11 protein-coding genes are annotated in these 17337 nt (G+C 71.0%); 5 read left to right on the forward strand and 6 right to left on the reverse strand.

Annotation, left to right across the window (positions count from 1 at the left end):
- Window positions 1–124: 124 nt before the first annotated feature.
- Genes recD through recC form a run of 3 tightly spaced genes read right to left on the reverse strand, consistent with a single transcriptional unit; the run spans window position 125 to window position 10001 of the window.
- Entirely contained in the window at window positions 125–2335 is a 2211-nt protein-coding gene (recD, locus tag FEI13_RS02830) for an exodeoxyribonuclease V subunit alpha (RefSeq protein WP_138179323.1), read from the reverse strand.
- Window positions 2332–6339 (reverse strand): exodeoxyribonuclease V subunit beta, encoded by a 4008-nt coding sequence (gene recB, locus FEI13_RS02835; protein ID WP_138179325.1) that lies wholly within the window; start codon window positions 6337–6339, stop codon window positions 2332–2334. Before recB ends, recD begins: the two co-directional genes overlap by 4 nt.
- A complete protein-coding gene (gene recC / locus FEI13_RS02840; RefSeq protein WP_138179327.1) occupies window positions 6336–10001 on the reverse strand; it encodes an exodeoxyribonuclease V subunit gamma in 3666 nt (1221 codons plus the stop codon). Before recC ends, recB begins: the two co-directional genes overlap by 4 nt.
- Before the next feature lie 137 nt (window positions 10002–10138).
- Between recC and FEI13_RS02845 the strand changes: the two genes are divergently transcribed.
- Window positions 10139–10372, forward strand: a complete 234-nt coding sequence (locus tag FEI13_RS02845; protein WP_338035069.1) for a hypothetical protein — start codon at window positions 10139–10141, stop codon at window positions 10370–10372.
- Between the two features lie 30 nt (window positions 10373–10402).
- Here FEI13_RS02845 and FEI13_RS02850 read toward each other — a convergent pair whose 3' ends face one another.
- The 3 genes from FEI13_RS02850 to FEI13_RS02860 form a co-directional block, all read right to left on the reverse strand.
- Window positions 10403–10873, reverse strand: a complete 471-nt coding sequence (locus tag FEI13_RS02850; RefSeq protein ID WP_138179328.1) for a methylated-DNA--[protein]-cysteine S-methyltransferase — start codon at window positions 10871–10873, stop codon at window positions 10403–10405.
- A complete protein-coding gene (locus FEI13_RS02855; protein WP_138179330.1) occupies window positions 10863–12122 on the reverse strand; it encodes a bifunctional transcriptional activator/DNA repair enzyme AdaA in 1260 nt (419 codons plus the stop codon). The genes FEI13_RS02850 and FEI13_RS02855 overlap by 11 nt, the downstream gene beginning before the upstream one ends.
- Window positions 12123–12224: 102 nt before the next feature.
- Window positions 12225–13235: an AraC family transcriptional regulator gene (locus tag FEI13_RS02860; RefSeq protein ID WP_138179332.1), complete on the reverse strand. Its 1011-nt coding sequence runs from the start codon at window positions 13233–13235 to the stop codon at window positions 12225–12227.
- Window positions 13236–13450: 215 nt separating this feature from the next.
- On the opposite strand from FEI13_RS02860, the gene FEI13_RS02865 reads away from it, so the two are divergent.
- From FEI13_RS02865 to FEI13_RS02880, 4 genes are read left to right on the forward strand one after another with little or no spacing between them, the layout of a single operon-like run.
- Window positions 13451–14683 (forward strand): dienelactone hydrolase family protein, encoded by a 1233-nt coding sequence (locus tag FEI13_RS02865; RefSeq protein ID WP_138179334.1) that lies wholly within the window; start codon window positions 13451–13453, stop codon window positions 14681–14683.
- A 17-nt stretch (window positions 14684–14700) separates the two neighbouring features.
- Window positions 14701–15489 (forward strand): SDR family oxidoreductase, encoded by a 789-nt coding sequence (locus FEI13_RS02870; protein ID WP_138179336.1) that lies wholly within the window; start codon window positions 14701–14703, stop codon window positions 15487–15489.
- 51 nt (window positions 15490–15540) lie between these two features.
- The gene (locus FEI13_RS02875) at window positions 15541–16782 is read left to right on the forward strand and encodes a styrene monooxygenase/indole monooxygenase family protein (RefSeq protein ID WP_138179338.1); all 1242 of its coding nucleotides are present in this window, start codon (window positions 15541–15543) and stop codon (window positions 16780–16782) included.
- Between the two features lies 1 nt (window position 16783).
- Window positions 16784–17299 (forward strand): flavin reductase family protein, encoded by a 516-nt coding sequence (locus FEI13_RS02880; protein ID WP_138179340.1) that lies wholly within the window; start codon window positions 16784–16786, stop codon window positions 17297–17299.
- The last annotated feature ends 38 nt before the right edge of the window (window positions 17300–17337 follow it).

A 17337-nucleotide genomic window follows, 5' to 3' on the forward strand; every position in this document is an offset into this window, starting at 1 on the left:
ACTCTCCCGGTCCGGTGGTGATGAAGGCCTGTCCTTGGTTGGCGCTCGCGGCGAGCGCCCCTCCTGCTAGCCACACGCAATATAAGCCTTTAACGGTTAAGGTAAAACAGGCGTTCGCCAACGCTCAGCCGGCGCCCAACCCGCTCACCCGCATCACCCGCCGCTGCGCCGCGTCCATCAGCTGGCCGCGGCCGGTTTCCACCAGCGTCAGCCAGTGGCGGGCGCGGGTGATGCCGGTGTAGACCAGCTCCCGGGTGAGGATGGGGTTCGGCGCGTCGGGCAGCACCAGGGCGGCGTGGGTGAACTCCGAGCCCTGGGACTTGTGCACCGTCATCGCGAACACCGTCTCCACCGCCTGCAGGCGCGAGGGCAGCACCCACTTGATGCGACCGGTGCCGTCGCCGGCGGGGAAGGCCACCCGCAGCAGGCGCCGGCTGGTGTCACCAGTCGCGGCGCTCGGGCGAGGCATGTCGAGGGTGATGCCGATATCGCCGTTCATCAGCCCCAGGCCGTAGTCGTTCTTGGTGACGAGCACCGGCCGGCCGGGGTACCAGCGCTGGCGGCCGTCCTGGCTGTCGATCAGCGTTTCCCGCTCCAGCGCCTGGCGTACCCGCTCGTTCAGGCCTTCCACGCCCCAGGGGCCGCGGCGCAACGCGCACAGCAGCTGGAAGTCGCCGTGGGCCGCGAGCACCTGTCTTGCCCAGACATCGAAGGCCGCCTGATCCGCCTCGTCGGCTGGGCGATGCTCGGCCATCACGCTCAGGAAGTGGCGATAGCCCACCGGCGGCGCGTCGGCGGCGTTGGTTCCGGGAAAGCGCTCGGGGCAGCCGGTCACCGCCAGGCGGGCCAGGCCGCGCTCGTCGTCGGCGGCAAGCTTCTGGTGCGAGAGATCCGCGAATCCGTGGGTAAGCGCCGTGGTGATGGCGCGGCGCTTGGCGGCGGGCTCGGCCTCCAGGTTGATCGCCGCGGCCAGTTGGCCGATGCCGCTGTCGGCGGTGAAGCGGTGGCTGACGCGCAGCATGGCGATGGCCTGGTCGAGGGGCCGGCCGTCGGCGTCCAGCGTCTCCGCGGGCAGCGGCTGGCCGGTGGCCTCGGTCAGCCACTCGGCGGTGGCCGGGGTGTAGTGGCCGCCCTCGGACCGGGCGCACAGGTCGCCGAGCACCGAGCCGGCCTCCACCGAGGCGAGCTGGTCCTTGTCGCCGAGCAGCACCAGCCGCGCCCGGGGCGGCAGCGCCTCGAGCATCGCGGCCATCATGCCCACGTCCACCATCGAGGCCTCGTCCACCACCAGCACGTCCAGCGGCAGCGGGTTGTGGCGGTCGTGGCGGAAGCGCCGGGTGTCGGGGCGTGAGCCCAATAACCTGTGAAGCGTCGAGACGTCCTTGGGGATGACGTTGCGCAGCCGCTCGGGATCGTCGGCCAGGCCGTCGAGGTCGAGCTTGGCCACCTGGCCGGCGATGGACTCGTTGAGTCGCGCGGCGGCCTTGCCGGTGGGGGCGGCCAGGCGGATGCGCAGGGCCGGCTCTCCTTCAGTCTCGCCTTCCCCCTCGTTTTCACCGAGCGCCAGCGCCTGGAGCAGGGCGAGCAGGCGCACCACGGTGGTGGTCTTGCCGGTGCCGGGGCCGCCGGTGATCACCGCGAAGCGCGAGCGACCGGCCAGGGCGCAGGCGGCCTTCTGCCAGTCGAGCTGATTGTCGACATCGGCACCGGGAGGGAAGAGGGCGTCGAGGATCGGGCGCAGGCGGGCCGCGTCCGGGGCCTCGTCGCAGCCCTTGGCATCGCCGAGCCGGTCGGAAATCCGGGTGTGGATATCCTGCTCGTGCTGCCAGTAGCGGCGCAGGTAGAGGCGGGGGCGGGCGGCGGTGTCGGCGAGCACCAGCGGGGTGTTGCCGGGGCCATCGGCGACCAGCTCGGGCTGGGCCAGCGCCGCGCGCCAGGCGTCGAGGTCGAGCGCGGCCATTACCCGGCTGGGCAGCGGCGGCGGGTCCTCCAGGCTATCGCCCTCCGGCGGCAGCGAGAGCGCCAGGTCCGGGGTGGCCAGCGTCTGGGCCAGGTCCAGGCAGACGTGGCCGCGGCCGAGCTGGTGGCTGGCCAGGGCCGCTGCCAGCAGCAGCAGGGGTGAGGCCTCACTAACCCCCTTTACCGTATTCGCCTCGCGATGCAGGAAGGCGACGAAGGCGCGGTCCAGCGAGCGCAGCCAGCCGCGCGCCACCCAGCGGTCGAGCAGCGCGAACAGCGCCGCGTGATCGGCCAGCGCCTGTTCAGGCGCTTGCATCAGCGCGGCCTCCGGGGCGTCGGTAGCGACCGGGGAGGGGTTGGAAGATGTCGGCGTCATGGGTTGGCCTCCTCGGCGCGAAACAGGGCATCGAGCGCCAGGATCAGCTCGCTCGGCGGGCGTTCGGCGTGCACGCCACGGGAGGGCGCACGGGTGCCGCGCAGGAAGACGTAGAGCGCCCCGCCCAGGTGGCGTTCGATGTCGTAGTCCGGCAGCCGGGCCGCGAGTAGCCGGTGCAGGGCCAGCAGGTAGAGGCAGTACTGCACGTCGTAGCGCTTCTCGAGCACGGCCTCCTGCATGGCGTCCACGGTATAGGCGGCGTCGTCCGCGCCCAGGTGGTTGGACTTCCAGTCGAGCACGTAGAACCGCCCCTCGTGCTCCACCACCAGGTCGATGAAGCCCTTGAGCATGCCGTTCAGGGTGTCGGGCTCGAGCGCCGGCCGCGGCCGCCCGTCGAGTGTGTGAGCGCTTACGAGGGCGTCCAGCTTGCGCGTGTTGACCTGGTGGGCGGCGAACCAGAACTCCAGCTCGACCCGATAGCCGGCAAGCGCGTCGAGGCGCAGCGGCGCGGCATCATTAGGCACCGGGAGCGGCGTGGTCAGCAGCTCCGCCAGCCACTTCTCGAGAGCGGCGATCTGGCCCTCCCAGCCGCGGCGGTTGGCGCGCCGGGCGATGGTGTCGGCGCGCAGTTCGGCGTCCTCGGCCACCCGGGCGAAGCCCTCCTCGCCGGCCCACTCCAGCAGGCCGTGCAGGAAGGTGCCTGCCGAGGGGCCGCGGGGGAAGCGGTGAAGCGAGCCTTCGCTTACCGTGGCGGCGCCGGCATCGAAGGGTTCGTCGATCACCTCCATGGCGGTGGCTTCATCGGCGGTGGTGGGCTCGGGGGCCGGCCCGGCTTCGTCGGGCGATTCGCCCTCGCGCTCGTCTGGATTCAGGGGGGTGGCGCCGGTGCGCAGCGCCGAGTAGCTGGCGATCCACCAGTGCTCGCGGATCGTCCGGGTGGGCGTGCGGGCATGGCCGAGCGGCGTGTCGTCGGTGGCGAGCCGGACCGGTGTGGTATCGGCTTCGGGGGCGTCCAGCACCGTCACTCGCTTGTCGCCATCCTTATCGCCGTCCGCCAGCGCCTCGAGCGCCGGGCGCAGGGCGTCGGGCGAGAGCGCCGGGCGCAGGGCGTCGGGCGAGAGCGCCTCGCCGCCCTTGAGCAGGTGACCGACGGCGCTGCGCTCCATGGCCTCCAGCGGCGCCAGGCCGAGCCAGGTGGCGTGGCGGGCGCGGGTCAGGGCGACGTAGAGCTTGCGCAGATCCTCCCCCAGGCGCTCGCGGTCGGCGCGGGCCAGGGTGGCCTCGTCGGCGGCAAGCGTCAGGCGCAGGTGGCCGTCGTCGTCGTGCCAGCGCAGCGGCAGGTCGCCCTGCTTCACGGGGCGGAAGGCGGCGATGAAGGGCAGGAACACCAGCGGGTACTCCAGGCCCTTGGACTTGTGGATGGTCACCACCTGCACCAGGTCGGCGTCGCTCTCCAGGCGCAGGCGGTGGGTGTCGGACTGCGCCTGGGGATGCGCGCGGGACTCGGCGAGGAAGCGCAGCAGGGCGTGCTCGCCGTCGATCTCGGCGCTGGCCTCCTGCAGGAGCTCGCCGAGGTGCAGGAGGTCGGTGAGCCGTCGCTCGCCCTCGGGCACCGCCAGCAGCCGGCCGGGCACGGCGAAGTCGGCCAGCAGCCGATGCAGCATGGGCAGCACGCCGCGGCGCTGCCACTGGCGGTGGTAGTCGCGGAACTGCATCACCCGCGCCTCCCAGGCCAGCTCATCCTGCTGGAGGCCGCCGTTCAGGGCGTCGAGCTCGGCGAGCGAGAGCCCCAGGCTCGGCGTGGCGAGTGCGGCGCGCAGGCAGCGCTCGTCGTCCGGCGCGGCGCAGGCGGCCAGCCACCCCTCCAGCTCGGCGGCGGCCTCGGTCTCGAACACGCCCTCCTTGTCGGAGAGATAGACGCTGCGGATGCCGCGGGCGAGCAGGGCGGCGCGGATGGCGCGGGCCTCGCCGCCGTTGTTGACCAGCACGGCGAGATCCGACGGCGCCAGCGGGCGCAGTTCGCCATCCTTGGTAAAGCCCGTCTGGCCGGCCTGGCCCTCACGCAGAAGCTGAGCCATCTCGGTGGCGCAGCGTCCGGCCAGCTCGTGCAGGTAGGCGCCCTTGGCGAGTGTCTCGTCGGTGGCCAGGTGCCAGAGGGTGAGCGCCGGCTGGGTCGTGCCGTGGCGGGTGAGGGCATCCTTGCGTCCATTCGCGTCGACGGGCGCGAAGGGCACGGGGTTGTCGTCCTCGCGGCGGAACAGGAAGGCGCCGGCCTCGCCCTGCTCGGCGTGGGCGAACACCCGGTTGACCGCCGCGACCATGGGTTCGGCGGAGCGGAAGTTGGTGCCGAGCGTGACGTGGCGGCCGGCGGTGTCGCGCCGGGCCTGGAGATAGGTGTGGATATCGGCGCCGCGGAAGGCGTAGATCGCCTGCTTGGGGTCGCCGATCAGCAGCACCGCGCTGTCGTCCCTGTTATTCGCCAGTTCATAGACCCGATCGAAGAGCCGGTACTGCACCGGGTCGGTGTCCTGGAACTCGTCGACCAGCGCCACCGGGAACTGCTCGCGGATGCGCGCGGCCAGCGTCTCGCCGGCCTCGCCCGCGAAGGCGGCGTCGAGCCGGTGCAGCAGGTCGTCGGGGCCGAGCTCGGCGCGGCGGCGCTGCACGGTCTCGCGGCGGGCGGCCATCCAGTGCACGGCGTGGGCGAGCAGGTCGGCGAAGGGGTCGGGCAGCGCGGCGAGTCGCTCCGGCAGCTCTTCCAGGGCCTCCAGCGCCGGCAGGCTCGGTACCGGCCCCTCCTTCCAGATCTCGGCCAGGCCCTCCGGCGTCAGGCGCTTCCAGGCGGCGTCGGTCAGTGCCGGCCTAGCCAGTTCCGGATCATGGGCCCAGTCGCGAAGATCATTGATCCATTTGGCGCGATTTTTCGCGTTGAGCTTCTGGCCGTTGAACGCCTTGCGCTGGGCGGCGGCCTCCAGTAGTTCTTCCAGCTCGTCGAGCCAGGCCGGCCAGGGCGCCTTGAGCTCCGCCAGCGCCGTGGCGCGCTGCTCGCGGTAGTTGGCCAGGGCCTCGGCCGGTGGCGGGGCCACGGGCAGGGCGGCGGCGTGGGTGCGCAGCCGGCCGGCGGTGTCGTTCAAGGCGTCCGGCGTGGTCCAGTAGCGGGCGACGATCGCCAGCGCCTCGGGGTCGAGGTCGTAGTAGAAGCTGCGCCAGTAGTCCCGGGCGATCTCCAGGTCCATCTCCGACTGGTCCAGCGACATCTCCAGGGCGAACAGGCTGCCGCTGTCGAAGGCGTGCTCGCGCAGCATGCGGTGGCACCAGGAGTGGATGGTGGAGACCGCGGCCTCGTCCATCCACTCGGCGGCCAGCCGCAGGCGGCGGGCGCAGGTCGGCCAGCTCTCGCGGGGGTAGCTGTCGCGGAGGGCCAGCAGCGGATCGCCGCCCGGCGGATCGCTGCTTGGTGAGAGTTCTGCTTCGGGCTCTGGGTTATCCACAGCAGGCTCCGCGAAGAGATCTCCGGTTTCGTTCGGGGACGGGGCTGATCCGGCGGCAGGTCGCCGCGGAGGCGCTGTGAATCCCTCCCTGGACGCTACATTCAACATCCCTGTTGAATGACCTCCGCTTTGACCTGCCCCCGGCGCCCCTTCGTGACTATCGCAACCTGCACCGGCATTGAAGCAATCGGGGGCCGTCCCCGATTCGGGCGCCTCGGGCTGAAACGCCTCTGCCGCCTCGACCAGCCGGGCGCGGATGCGGTCGCGCAGCTCCTGGGTGGCGGCGTTGGTGAAGGTGACCACCAGGATCTCCGGCGGCGTCAGCGGTCGCGGGAAGCTGGCCGCGTCCTCCTCATCGCGCGGGCCGAGCACCAGGCGCAGGTAGAGCAGGGCGATGGTGAAGGTCTTGCCGGTGCCGGCGCTGGCCTCGATCAGCCGGCTGCCGGTGAGCGGCAGCACCACCGGGTCGAGGCGCGGCGTTTCGGCCGCTTGCACGGTTTCCACGGTGTTCATGCCTTGCCTCCCTGGCCCTTGCCGCCGTTCTTCTTGTCGCCGCCCTTGGCCTTCACGGTACTTTTCTTCACAACATCATGAAGCGGAGCGTAGAGCGCCGCGGTCAGCTCGGTGAAGCGCCGGCCGGCGGCCTGGTGGCGCACGAGGCTTTTGAGGTCGCGCCACTGGCGGGCGAGGTAGGGATCGCGGTCGCGCTCGCCGGCGGTGTAGTCGTCACCCTCGAACACGCGCACCGCGGCCTTCCAGGCCTTGAGGTCGGCCTCTTCGGCCTTCTCCTCGCTGCCGAAGACGCGGGCCAGGGTGTTCTCGTCGCCACCCTTCTCGTGCCAGGCGAAGGCGGTGTCTCGGGCCAGCGGCAGGGGTGCGGTCATGCCGGCGCGCCAGGCGCGGGCGATGGCCTCCAGGTGCTTGCGTGCGTCGGCCGCGTCCAGTGGCGCGAGTGTGCCGCCGCCGGCGCGGGAGAGCAGCACCGTGGTCATGGGGCCGAGGGCGAGCTGGCCGGCGAGATGGCCGATCCAGGGGGCGAGCCAGTGCTTCCAGTTATATTTGCCCTTGTTGACCAGGCTGCTGGTCATCAGCACCAGCCGGCAGCGCTCGCCCTCGGCGTTCTCGCGCAGGCCGTCCAGCCAGTCTTCGACATGCAGCGTGCCGGCATCGGTGGCGAGTTCCAGCGACACGGAGGCCGGCGTCTCCCAGGCGTGGGGCCAGGCCTGGAGCTTCTCGGCGTAAGCCTCGAAGAGGTCATCCAGGGGCTCGACGAGATGCGCGCGCATCAGCTCGGCGAAGCCGCCCATGGCCAGGCGCCCCTCACGCGCCAGGCACGCCAGGGTGTCGTGGACGGCGGGCGTCGGAGAGGCGCCCTCGTCCACGGCGCGGCGCCCGGCCTCGATCAGCGCCTGCTGGAGCTGCCAGTGGTCCAGGCCGTCCAGGGCGAAGGGCTCGTGATCGGGGCTCTCCAGCGCCTCGCGCTCGAGGTAGACGCCGAGCCGGGTGGTGAAGAAGGCCTTCACCGGGTCCTTGAGGAAGCCGCTGAGGCGCGAAAGCGTAAGGGCCGTGTCGAGTTCCATCGGCGGCAGTACACCGTCGGCCACGGCATCCGGCGCGGCCTGGTGAACGGCCCGCCACTCCCGGGCATAGGTAAACAGCGCCGGATCTTCTGCAAAGCTCTCTACCGCGCCCGACCCCGCGCGGAAGTACTTCCGACTGAACGGCTGCAGCGGATGCTCGGTGGTCAGGGCGTCGAGCAGCGCCTGGTCGTTGTCTTCGTCTCCTTCCAGGCGCCAGCCGGCGGCCAGGTGGTCGCGCAGCTGGCCGAGCAGCACCGAGGGCGGGCGGGGCTCGTTGTCGTGGATGCTGCGGCCGACCCAGCTGATCATCAGGCTGTCCCGGGCCGAGAGCAGCGCCTCGAGGAAGAGGTAGCGGTCGTCCTCGCGGCGGGAGCGGTCGCCGGGGCGGTAGTCGTGGCCCATCAGGTCGATGTCCAGCGGCCGCTGCACCCTCGGATACTCGCCGTCGTTCATGCCCAGGAGACACACATGGCGGAACGGGATGGCGCGCATCGGCATCAGGGTGGCGACGTTCACCGCGCCGGCCAGGAAGCGCTGGGAGAGGTTGGCCTCGTCGAGCTGGCCGAGCCAGTGCTCGCGCACCACCGAGAGCGGCAGCGCCTCGGTCAGGCCGGCGTCCTCGCTGGTCTCCTGCCACTCCTCGAGGAGCTCCTCCAGGCGGCTCAGGGTGGCGAGGTCCGCCTCGTCGTCGGCGGCGAAGCATGTGGCCAGCAGCCCGCGCAGCCGCCGGCACCAGGTCGGCACGTCGGCGGGCTCGCTGAGCGCGCGCCACTGGGCCTCGAGCACGTCGAGCAGGTCCATCAGCGGGCCGGCCAGCGCCGCCTCCAGGCCGCCGATGTCGCCGAAGGGCTCGATGTCGTGCCAGGGGCCGTCGGCACTCTCGTTTTCTGTACTGCGGCCCACCGCGTAGCCCAGCATCAGGCGGCGCAGGCCGAAGGCCCAGGTGTTGGCGGTGAGCCCGCCGGGCAGGTCGAGCCGGGCGCGCTGCTCGGCGTTAAGCCCCCAGCGGATGCCGGCGCCCTCGATCCAGCGGCGCAGCACCGGCAGGGCCTCGGCATCGAGCCCGAAGCGCCCGCGCAGGGCCGGCACCTCCAGCAGGTCCAGCAGGTCGCTCACCGTCAGCCGCGACTCCGGCAGGTGCAAGAGCGCCTCCAGCGCCACCAGCAGCGGCTGGCGGTGGCGGCTGGTCTGGTCGGAGAGCGTGAAGGGGACATGGCGCGGATCGTCCGGCGCCAGGCGGCCGAACACCGCCTGCACGGCGGCGGCGTAGGTGTCGATGTCCGGCACCATCACCAGCACGTCCCGCGGGCGCAGCGTGGGGTCGGCGTCGAAGGCCGCCAGCAGCTGGTCGTGGAGGATCTCCACCTCGCGCAGGGGGCTGTGGGCGACGTGAAAGCGCAGGCTGCGATCGCGTGCCGGGTCCACGGCCGGCCAGGTGTCACGGGTCTCCTGGGGCGGGCGCAGCTCGAGGATGTCGTCCTGCAGCTGCTGGAGCAGTCCCGGCGCCTCGGCCTCGGCGGGCGAGTCGAACAGATCGATGCGCATCGCCTCGGCGTCGAACAGCGCCCGGTAGGCGTCCTGGTCATCGAACTCGTCGAGCAGGCGCAGGTAGTCGCGGCCCTGCTTGCCCCAGGCGGCGAGCAGCGGCTGGGCGTGGAGGTGTAGCTCGGTGTCGTCGAGCTCGAGCGGCATGCCGGGGCGGTGGCGCTGGCGCCGGCGGGCGGCCCGCAGCAGGTCCTTGTGCTCGATGATGTCCGCCCAGTAGTGGCGGCAGGGGTTGTGCACGCAGAGCAGCACCTGGGTGACCCTCGACACCGCGGCCAGCGCCTCGAGGGTCTGGCGGGGCAGCGAGGAGATGCCGAACACCACCACCCGGCGCGGCAGGTCTTTCGGTCTCGTCTTGGGTGTGAGCTTGCGGCACGCCTCGAGGAAGCGGGTATGCACCCAGGCGCGGCTGGAGGCGAGGCCTTCGTCTCCGATGTCGTCGCGCAGCCGCCGCCACAGCGCCGGCTGCCAGCGCTGGTCCTCGGCGAGCGGCCGGGCCTGGCCCCGGGCGTCGATCAGCTCGTCGCGGCCCTCGGCCCAGGCGGCCAACCAGTCGGCGCGATAGACCTGGTACTGGTCGAACAGATCCGCCAGGCGCTCGGCGAGCTGGTGGCGCTTGCGTCGGTCCGCGTCGTCGGCCAGGAAACGCGCCAGGGGCGCGAAGGTGGCGTCGTCCGTGAGCTCCGGCAGCAGGCGCATCAGCCGCCAGACGAGGCGCGGCTTGTCGAGCGGGGAGGCCGGCGGCACGGCGTCGGGGCCGTCCTGCTGGGTGAGCACCGCGCGGTAGGCCTGCCACAGGTAGCGCGCCGGCAGGGTGACGTCCATCGCCGCGGCGATGCCGGCGCCCTTGGGCGGGTCGGCGGCCAGCGCCAGCTTCAGCCACTGGCTGATGCCGTTGCTCTGCACCAGGATCACCTCGTCCTCCAGCGGCTCTAGCGGGTGATGGCGCAGCCACTCCACCGCCAGGTCGCGCAGCGCCTCCAGGCGGTTGCCGTGGATCACCATGAAGCCGGGAGTGAGCTCGGTTCCCTGGGAGAGGCGTGAGAGCATGGCGAATCCTTCGCGGTGGGCGGGCAGGTAGCTATGGTGCCGCAAAACCCCGCCCGCATAAACGTGCTCCCCCCCTGGCCGACTCGCTTGATCGGCGTCACCATGAGCGTGACGATCGTACAAGAGGAGCCTGATGCATGGCGACCGAGCGTTTCGAGCGCGACGCCCCGATCGGCGTGATCGCCGACACCCCCTGCGACGCCGTGCTCCATGGCCACTCCCACAAGGCGCGCCACGAATGGCGCGACGGCCGCTTGCTGTTCAACCCCGACGGCGCCGGCCGGCGGCGTTTCTCGCTGCCGCTGACCCTGGGCAAGCTGTGGGCCGACGAGACTGCCCTGCGCGGCGCCATCCTGCACCTGCCGGTGTGACGGGCCGGCTCACTCCAGTTCGAAGGGGATCTAGCCGGCCTCGTGGGCCAGCAGCCACTGCTTGCGGCCGATGCCGCCGGCGTAGCCGGTGAGCCGGCCGTCGCTGCCGATCACCCGGTGGCAGGGCACCACGATGGCCAGGGGGTTCTTGCCGTTGGCCGCGCCCACGGCGCGCTGGCCGCCCCTGCAGCCAAGCTGCTCGGCGATCTCGGCGTAGCAGCGGGTCTCGCCGAAGGGGATGGTCGCCAGCGCCTGCCACACCCGGCGCTGGAAGTCGGTGCCCTGGGGCGCCAGGGGCAGGTCGAAGGCCCGGCGGCGGCCGGCGAAGTATTCGGCGAGCTGGGCCCTGGCCTGCTCGGTGTGGGCGTTGGGCCGGGGCGGCGCGTCCTCCTCCAGCACGAAGGCGATCTCGGTGAGCCCCGCCTCCTTGGCGCTCAGGCGGATCAGGCCCAGGGCCTCGGTCTCCGGCGGCCGGTAGTAGTCCAGGGCGTCATCGGTCATCGGCTTGGCTCCTTGGGGGGTGAGAGAGGTCCCGGGACCAGAGCTGCAGGGTCAGGTAGCTGCGCCAGGGCGCGGCCCGGGCCGGATCCGCCCCGTCGAGGCGGGGCAGGGCCCGGCGCACCCCGGCGTCGCCGTCCAGCCACACATCGGGGGCGCCGGGCATGGGCAGCCACGCCAGGTCGTCGTCGGCCAGGGCGGCGGGGGTGGGGAAGCGTTGGCCGTCGCCGTCGGGCTCGCCGAGCTCGCGCACCAGCCGGGTGACCAGCCGACGGGCGGCGACCACCGACACCTGCTGGCCGAGGATGGCCCGTACTCCCGCCTCGAATGGCGACCAGACGCCGGGCAGCCGGAGGCCCTCGATCAGCGGGAGGTCCGGGAACGCCTCGGCCAGGTGGGCCTCGATGGTGGCGGTGTCGGCGTCCAGGTCGAGCACTCGGCGGATGCGCCGCACCACCGGGGCCAGCGCGTGCAGGTCATCGAGCTCGAGGCGAACCCGGAAGGCGTGGCGGTCGGGCAGGTGCTTGGCCGTGAAGCGGCCCGTCGCCTCACCCCAGCGGATGCAGCGGCCGTAGTGCCGCTCGCCGACCCACTCGAGGCCCTCGATGGCGCGGCTGGCATGGAAGTCGCGCAGCGTCTCCCAGGCGTAGGGCGGGCGATAGGCCAGGTGGAGCGTCAGGCCCTCGGCGGGGTCGCCTGCACGACGGCGCAGGTCCCGGGGTGTGAGGCCGATGCGGCTGTGGAAGGCGTCGTTGAAGCGGCGCAGGCTGCGAAAGCCGCTGGCGTAGGCGATGTCAGTGACCGGCAGCGTCGTCTGGTGCAGCAGCTGCTTGGCGAACAGGCATTGGCGGTGCTGGGCGTAGGCCTTGGGCGAGACGCCGATGCGTTGCTGGAAGAGCCGGCGCAGGTAGCGCTCGCCGATGCCCAGCCGGTCGCACAGCGCCGTCAGCGTCGCCTCCTGCAGGGCACCCTCGTCGATCAGCCGCAGTGCACGTTCCAGCGTCGTGTGGGTACCGCGCCAGGCCGGCGAGTCCGGGGCGCTGTCCGGCCGGCAGCGCAGGCACGGACGAAAGCCGGCCTCGGCGGCGGCCAGGGCGCTGTCGAAGTAGCGCACGTTGCGCTCCCGGGGCGGTGTCGCCGGGCACACCGGCCGGCAGTAGATGCCGGTGGTGGTCACCCCGACGAAGAAGCGGCCGTCGAAGCGGGCATCCCGGGCCAGGCGAGCCTGGCGGCGCTGGGCGGGGTCCAGCATGGCGGCGCTCCTCGGCGTGGGGTTATGCCCTCCAGTGTATCGCCTTGGGCAGCGGCGACTAGCCGGAATCGGAACTCGAGGCGTGTGGCTTCCGGCCTGTCCTCAGCCCCCGGCGTGGCGCCTGGTCTCGCTCGGCGTCTCGCCGAAGACCTGGCGGTAACGCTGGCTGAAGCGCCCCATGTGGGTGAACCCCCAGCGCATGGCAGTCTCGGTGATCGAACTGCTTCCAACGTCCGTCTGCAGGGCCGTCCGTACCCGCTGCAGGCGCACCTGGCGAAGATAGTCCATCGGGCTCTGGTGCCGGAAGTCGCGAAACCCGGCATAGAGGGTTCGCAGGCTGACGCCCGCGACCTCCGCCAGCAGGGCCGGGGTCAACGGCTCCTGGGTATGTGCCTCGATGTACTCCTCGACCCGCTTGACGTGGCGTGGTGCCAGGCGTCGATCGCCGTGCTGCAACGCCTCGGAGTAGTTGTGAGGCTGGATCGTCAGCAGGGTGCCGATGACGAGCTGCTCGAGTTGCGGGGCGAGTATCGGTTGGGCGGCGGCGCCGGGGGATTCCTTGAGCAGCCGGGCCAGGTAGGCAATGAGGTGAAACCAGCTCGGGTCGTCCCGCCAGCGTAGCTCGGGCTGGAAGCACAGCGGCTCGCGCAGCGGGTGTCCGAGGTGACGACTGCAGGCCAGTTCCATCGCCTCTCGCTCGATGCGCAGCATCAGCTGGTCGCAGTCGCCGCTCCAGCGCATTTCCAGTGGCGCCGTCGGGTTGAGCACCGAGGCCAGGGTCTCGTTCGAGGCGATGGCTCGTCCATCGGTGAGGATCTCGGCCTGCCCGCAGACGGGCATCTGGATCAGATAGAAACGCTCGAGCCGCTCGGGATCGATGCACACCTCACGGCCATACGCCAGGCGGTTGAACGAGACCTTGCCCAGGCCGACGGAGTGCAGCCGGGCCCTGAGGGGGCCATCGCCCCGCAGGGTGTCCAGCCGGTGCGGCTTGAAGACGTTCGAGACGCTCTCCTGGGCCTCCTCCAGGGCTTCGGAGCTGAAGATCAGCCGACGGTCGTCCTCCATCAGCGCCGAACTCAGCCAGCCGGGTGACAGTTCTTCCGGTGTCATGGGTGCTCCCTTGTTGTTGTTGTCATCCGCCCGGTGTTGTCGGGCGGTGTCTCAGGGGTGTGCCCAGTATAAGGCCGCGTTTCCTTGATCCAGGCCTTGGGTATGCACTTTCTGCACGGAACGGATAGCCGCTGCACTGGCCGGCTCGTGCCGCCGGGGAGGCCCTGCCTAAGGTGAACCTCGTCAATGCCAACAACAACCGAGGAGGTACGACCATGGGCACGTCCATCGAGATCCAGGCGGCGGATGGAAGCGGCAGTTTCGGCGGGTATCTCGCGGTCCCGGCCGCCGGCAGCGGGCCCGGCATCGTGCTGCTGCAGGAGATCTTCGGCATCAATGGCACCATCCGCGAGATCGCCGATTACTATGCCGAGGAAGGCTATGTGGTGCTGGCGCCGGATCTGTTCTGGCGCCAGGAGGCGGGGGTGGAGCTGGGCTACGGGCCCGAGGAGTGGCAGAAGGCCTTCGGCTTCTACCAGGGCTTCGACCAGGACCTGGGCGTGGCGGACATCGGCGCGGCCATCGAGACGCTGAGGGCCCGCCCCGAGTGCAGCGGCCCGGTCGGGGCGCTGGGCTTCTGCCTCGGTGCGCGGCTGGCCTATCTCACCGCCTGCCGCTGCGATGTCGAGGCCGCCGTGGGCTACTACGGCATGGGCATCGAGCATCACCTGGACGAGGCGGAGAGCATCCGGGGTCGGCTGGTACTGCACTTCGCCGAGAACGACGAGTACTGTCCGGCGGCGGCGCGTCAGGACATCCAGGCCACCCTGGAGGGCCGCGACAACGTCGAGCTGTATCTCTACCCCGGCGTGGATCACGCCTTTGCCCGTCCGGCCTCCGAGCACTATCACAAGCCGTCGGCGCTGATGGCGCACCAGCGCTCCGTGGCGGCGTTCCGCAAGGCCATGGGGCCCCACTATGACCTCTCCGCGCTGTGGGACAAGCACTGCGAGTACGAGTTTTCCACCCGTAACGTCGATGACACCATGGCGACCATGGTCGCGGAGCCCTACGTCAACCACATCCCGACCCTCACCGGCGGCGTCGGCTACCGGGACCTGTACCGCTTCTACAAGCACCACTTCGTCGACAGCAATCCGGACGACACCCAGCTGATCCCGATCTCGCGGACCATCGGCGAGACCCAGATCGTCGACGAGCTGCTGTTCTGCTTCACCCATGACCGCGAGATCGACTGGCTGCTGCCGGGCATCGCCCCCACCGGCAAGTACGTCGAGATCCCCCTGGTGGCGATCGTCAAGTTCCGCGGCGACAAGCTCTACCACGAGCACATCTACTGGGATCAGGCCTCGGTGCTGGTGCAGATCGGGGTGCTCGATCCCGAAGGGCTGCCGGTGGCCGGGCATGCCACCGCCGCCAAGCTGCTGGACGAGACGCTGCCGTCCAACGAGCTCATGGCCAAGTGGGCCGAGAGCGCTGGGCGCTGAACGGGGAGGAAACCGAGATGGAAGACTTTCACGCACGCACCGTGATCATCACCGGTGGCGCCACCCTGATCGGCCAAGCGGTAGCCGAGGCCTTCGTCGCCGCCGGGGCCGGTGTCGCCATCCTGGATATCGATGCGGAGGCCGGGGCTGCCCTGGCGGATCGCCTGGGGCCCGGCGCCTGCTTCCTGGCCATCGACATCACCGACGATGCCCGGCTGCAGCAAGCCGTCGAGGAGGTCGAGGCGCGCTTCGGCGGCATCGATGCCCTGATCAACCTGGCCTGCAGCTACCTGGACGAGGGCGTCGCCTCCTCGCGAGCCGATTGGCTCCAGGCCCTCGACATCAACCTCGTCAGCGCCGTGATGGCGTCCAAGGCCGTGCTGCCGGCGATGCGGCGGCGCGGAGGCGGCGCCATCGTCAATTTCAGCAGCATCTCGGCCCAGGCCGCCCAGACCGGCCGCTGGCTGTATCCGGCCAGCAAGGCCGCCATCCGCCAGCTGACGCGCAGCATGGCCCTCGACTTCGCCGAGGAGGGCATCCGAGTCAACGCGGTCTCCCCCGGCTGGACCTGGTCGCGGCTGATCGAGGAGGTCAGCGGCGGCGACCGCGAACGCACCGACGAGGTGGCTGCGGACTTCCACATGCTCGGCCGCGCCGGCGACCCGCAGGAGGTCGCCCAGGTGGTGCTCTTCCTCTGCTCCGACCGGGCCAGCTTCGTCACCGGCGCCGACTACGCCGTCGACGGCGGCTACTCGGCCCTGGGGCCCGAGCAGCGCGTGCCGGCGATCCCGCGGCTCGCCGGCTGATTTCACTTCGGCCATGCGGCCATCACAACAACAACCGATGGGGAGATTCCCATGACCCGACGCATTGCTATCGTAGGGGCCGGTCAGTCCGGCCTGCAGACCGGGATCGGCCTGCTCCAGCACGGCTACCAGGTGACCCTGCTGTCCAACCGCACCGCCGAGCAGATCCGTGGCGGGCGGGTGATGTCGAGCCAGTGCATGTTTGACCGGGCGCTGCAGACCGAGCGCGACCTGGGCCTGAACTTCTGGGAGCGGGATTGTCCGCCGGTCGAGGGCATCGGGATGACGGTGCCCGATCTCGACCGGGCCGGCGCCAAGGCGATCGACTGGGCTGCGCGCCTTGATTGTCCGGCGCAATCCGTCGACCAGCGCCTCAAGATGCCGGTCTGGATGGACGAGTTCGAACGGCTCGGCGGCGAACTGGTGATCCGGGATGCCGGCATCGACGACCTGGAGGAGCTGGCCGCCAGCCACGACCTGGTGCTGGTGGCCGCAGGTAAGGGCGATATCGTGCGCCTCTTTGAGCGCGATGCCGAGCGCTCCCGCTTCGACAAGCCCCAGCGGGCCCTGGCCCTCACCTATGTGCAGGGCATGACGCCCCGGGACGACTTCTCGCGGGTGGCCTTCAACCTGATTCCCGGCGTAGGCGAGTACTTCGCCTTCCCGGCCCTGACCCTCAACGGCCCCTGCGAGATCATGGTGTTCGAGGGGATTCCCGGTGGCCCCCTGGACTGCTGGCAGGATGTCTCGACCCCCGAGCAGCACCTGGCCAGGAGCGTGGAGTTGCTGCGTACCTTCGCCCCTTGGGAAGCCGAGCGCTGCCGGGACGTCCAGCTCACCGACGACCAGGGCATCCTCGCCGGCCGCTTCCCGCCGACCGTGCGCCAGCCGGTCGCGACCCTGCCCTCTGGGCGGAAGGTCCTTGGCATCGCCGATGCGCTGGTGGTCAACGACCCGATCACCGGCCAGGGCTCCAACAACGGCGCCAAGTGCAGCCGCGTCTACCTCGACGCCATCCTGGCCCGAGGGGAGCAGGCCTTCGATGCCGACTGGATGCACACCACCTTCGAGACGTACTGGGGCTATGCCAAGGACGTGGTGAACTGGACCAACAGCCTGCTGCTGCCGCCCGAGGAGCACATCCTGAACCTGCTCGGCGCGGCGCAGGAGTCCCCGTCCCTGGCCTCGGTGCTTGCCAATGGCTTCGACAACCCGCCCGATTTCCTCCCCTGGTGGCTGGATGCCCGGGCCTGCGATCACTTCGTCAACGACCACATGAAGAAGGGGGCCTGAGATGACGACCCTGACGGCTTCGCCTCGCGCCGAGGCAACTCCGGCGATCGATGGCCGCGCCCTGCGCGACACCCTGGGCCGCTTCGCCACCGGCGTGACGATCGTCACCGCCCGGACCGAGGAAGGTGCACCGGTGGGCATCACCGCCAACTCCTTCTCCTCGCTGTCGCTGGACCCGCCGCTGATCCTCTGGAGCCTGGCGCTCACGTCACCCAGCCTGCCGGCCTTCGCCGAGGGACGTGCCTTCGCGGTCAACATCCTCGGCCACCACCAGGATGCCCTGGCCATGCAGTTCGCCCGCCCGTCGGACGACAAGTTCGAGGGGGTGGCCCATGGCGACAACGCGGCGGGGGTGCCGCTGCTCGACGGGGCGCTGGCGCGGCTCGAATGTCGCGTGGAGTTCACCCGCATCGCGGGGGATCACCTGCTCATCGTCGGGCGGGTCCAGGCCTTCGCGACCGAGGAAGGGGAACCCCTGCTGTTCTACCAGGGCGGCTTCCAGCGCCTGAGCGCCTGAGCACCCCCCGGGCTCCGCTTCGGCGGAGCCCGCTTCAC

Origin of the sequence: Halomonas urmiana (assembly GCF_005780185.1) — a bacterium.
Classification (GTDB): domain Bacteria; phylum Pseudomonadota; class Gammaproteobacteria; order Pseudomonadales; family Halomonadaceae; genus Halomonas; species Halomonas urmiana.

Excerpts from the sequence above, each read along its gene's own strand:
- FEI13_RS02850 (WP_138179328.1), bottom strand. The coding sequence starts at position 10,873 with ATGACCGATGACGCCCTGGACTACTACCGGCCGCCGGAGACCGAGGCC.
- recC (WP_138179327.1), bottom strand. The coding sequence starts at position 10,001 with ATGCTCTCACGCCTCTCCCAGGGAACCGAGCTCACTCCCGGCTTCATG.
- FEI13_RS02845 (WP_338035069.1), top strand. The coding sequence starts at position 10,139 with ATGGCGACCGAGCGTTTCGAGCGCGACGCCCCGATCGGCGTGATCGCC.
- FEI13_RS02860 (WP_138179332.1), bottom strand. The coding sequence starts at position 13,235 with ATGACACCGGAAGAACTGTCACCCGGCTGGCTGAGTTCGGCGCTGATG.
- FEI13_RS02855 (WP_138179330.1), bottom strand. The coding sequence starts at position 12,122 with ATGCTGGACCCCGCCCAGCGCCGCCAGGCTCGCCTGGCCCGGGATGCC.
- FEI13_RS02875 (WP_138179338.1), top strand. The coding sequence starts at position 15,541 with ATGACCCGACGCATTGCTATCGTAGGGGCCGGTCAGTCCGGCCTGCAG.
- recD (WP_138179323.1), bottom strand. The coding sequence starts at position 2,335 with ATGACGCCGACATCTTCCAACCCCTCCCCGGTCGCTACCGACGCCCCG.
- FEI13_RS02865 (WP_138179334.1), top strand. The coding sequence starts at position 13,451 with ATGGGCACGTCCATCGAGATCCAGGCGGCGGATGGAAGCGGCAGTTTC.
- FEI13_RS02880 (WP_138179340.1), top strand. The coding sequence starts at position 16,784 with ATGACGACCCTGACGGCTTCGCCTCGCGCCGAGGCAACTCCGGCGATC.
- FEI13_RS02870 (WP_138179336.1), top strand. The coding sequence starts at position 14,701 with ATGGAAGACTTTCACGCACGCACCGTGATCATCACCGGTGGCGCCACC.
- recB (WP_138179325.1), bottom strand. The coding sequence starts at position 6,339 with ATGAACACCGTGGAAACCGTGCAAGCGGCCGAAACGCCGCGCCTCGAC.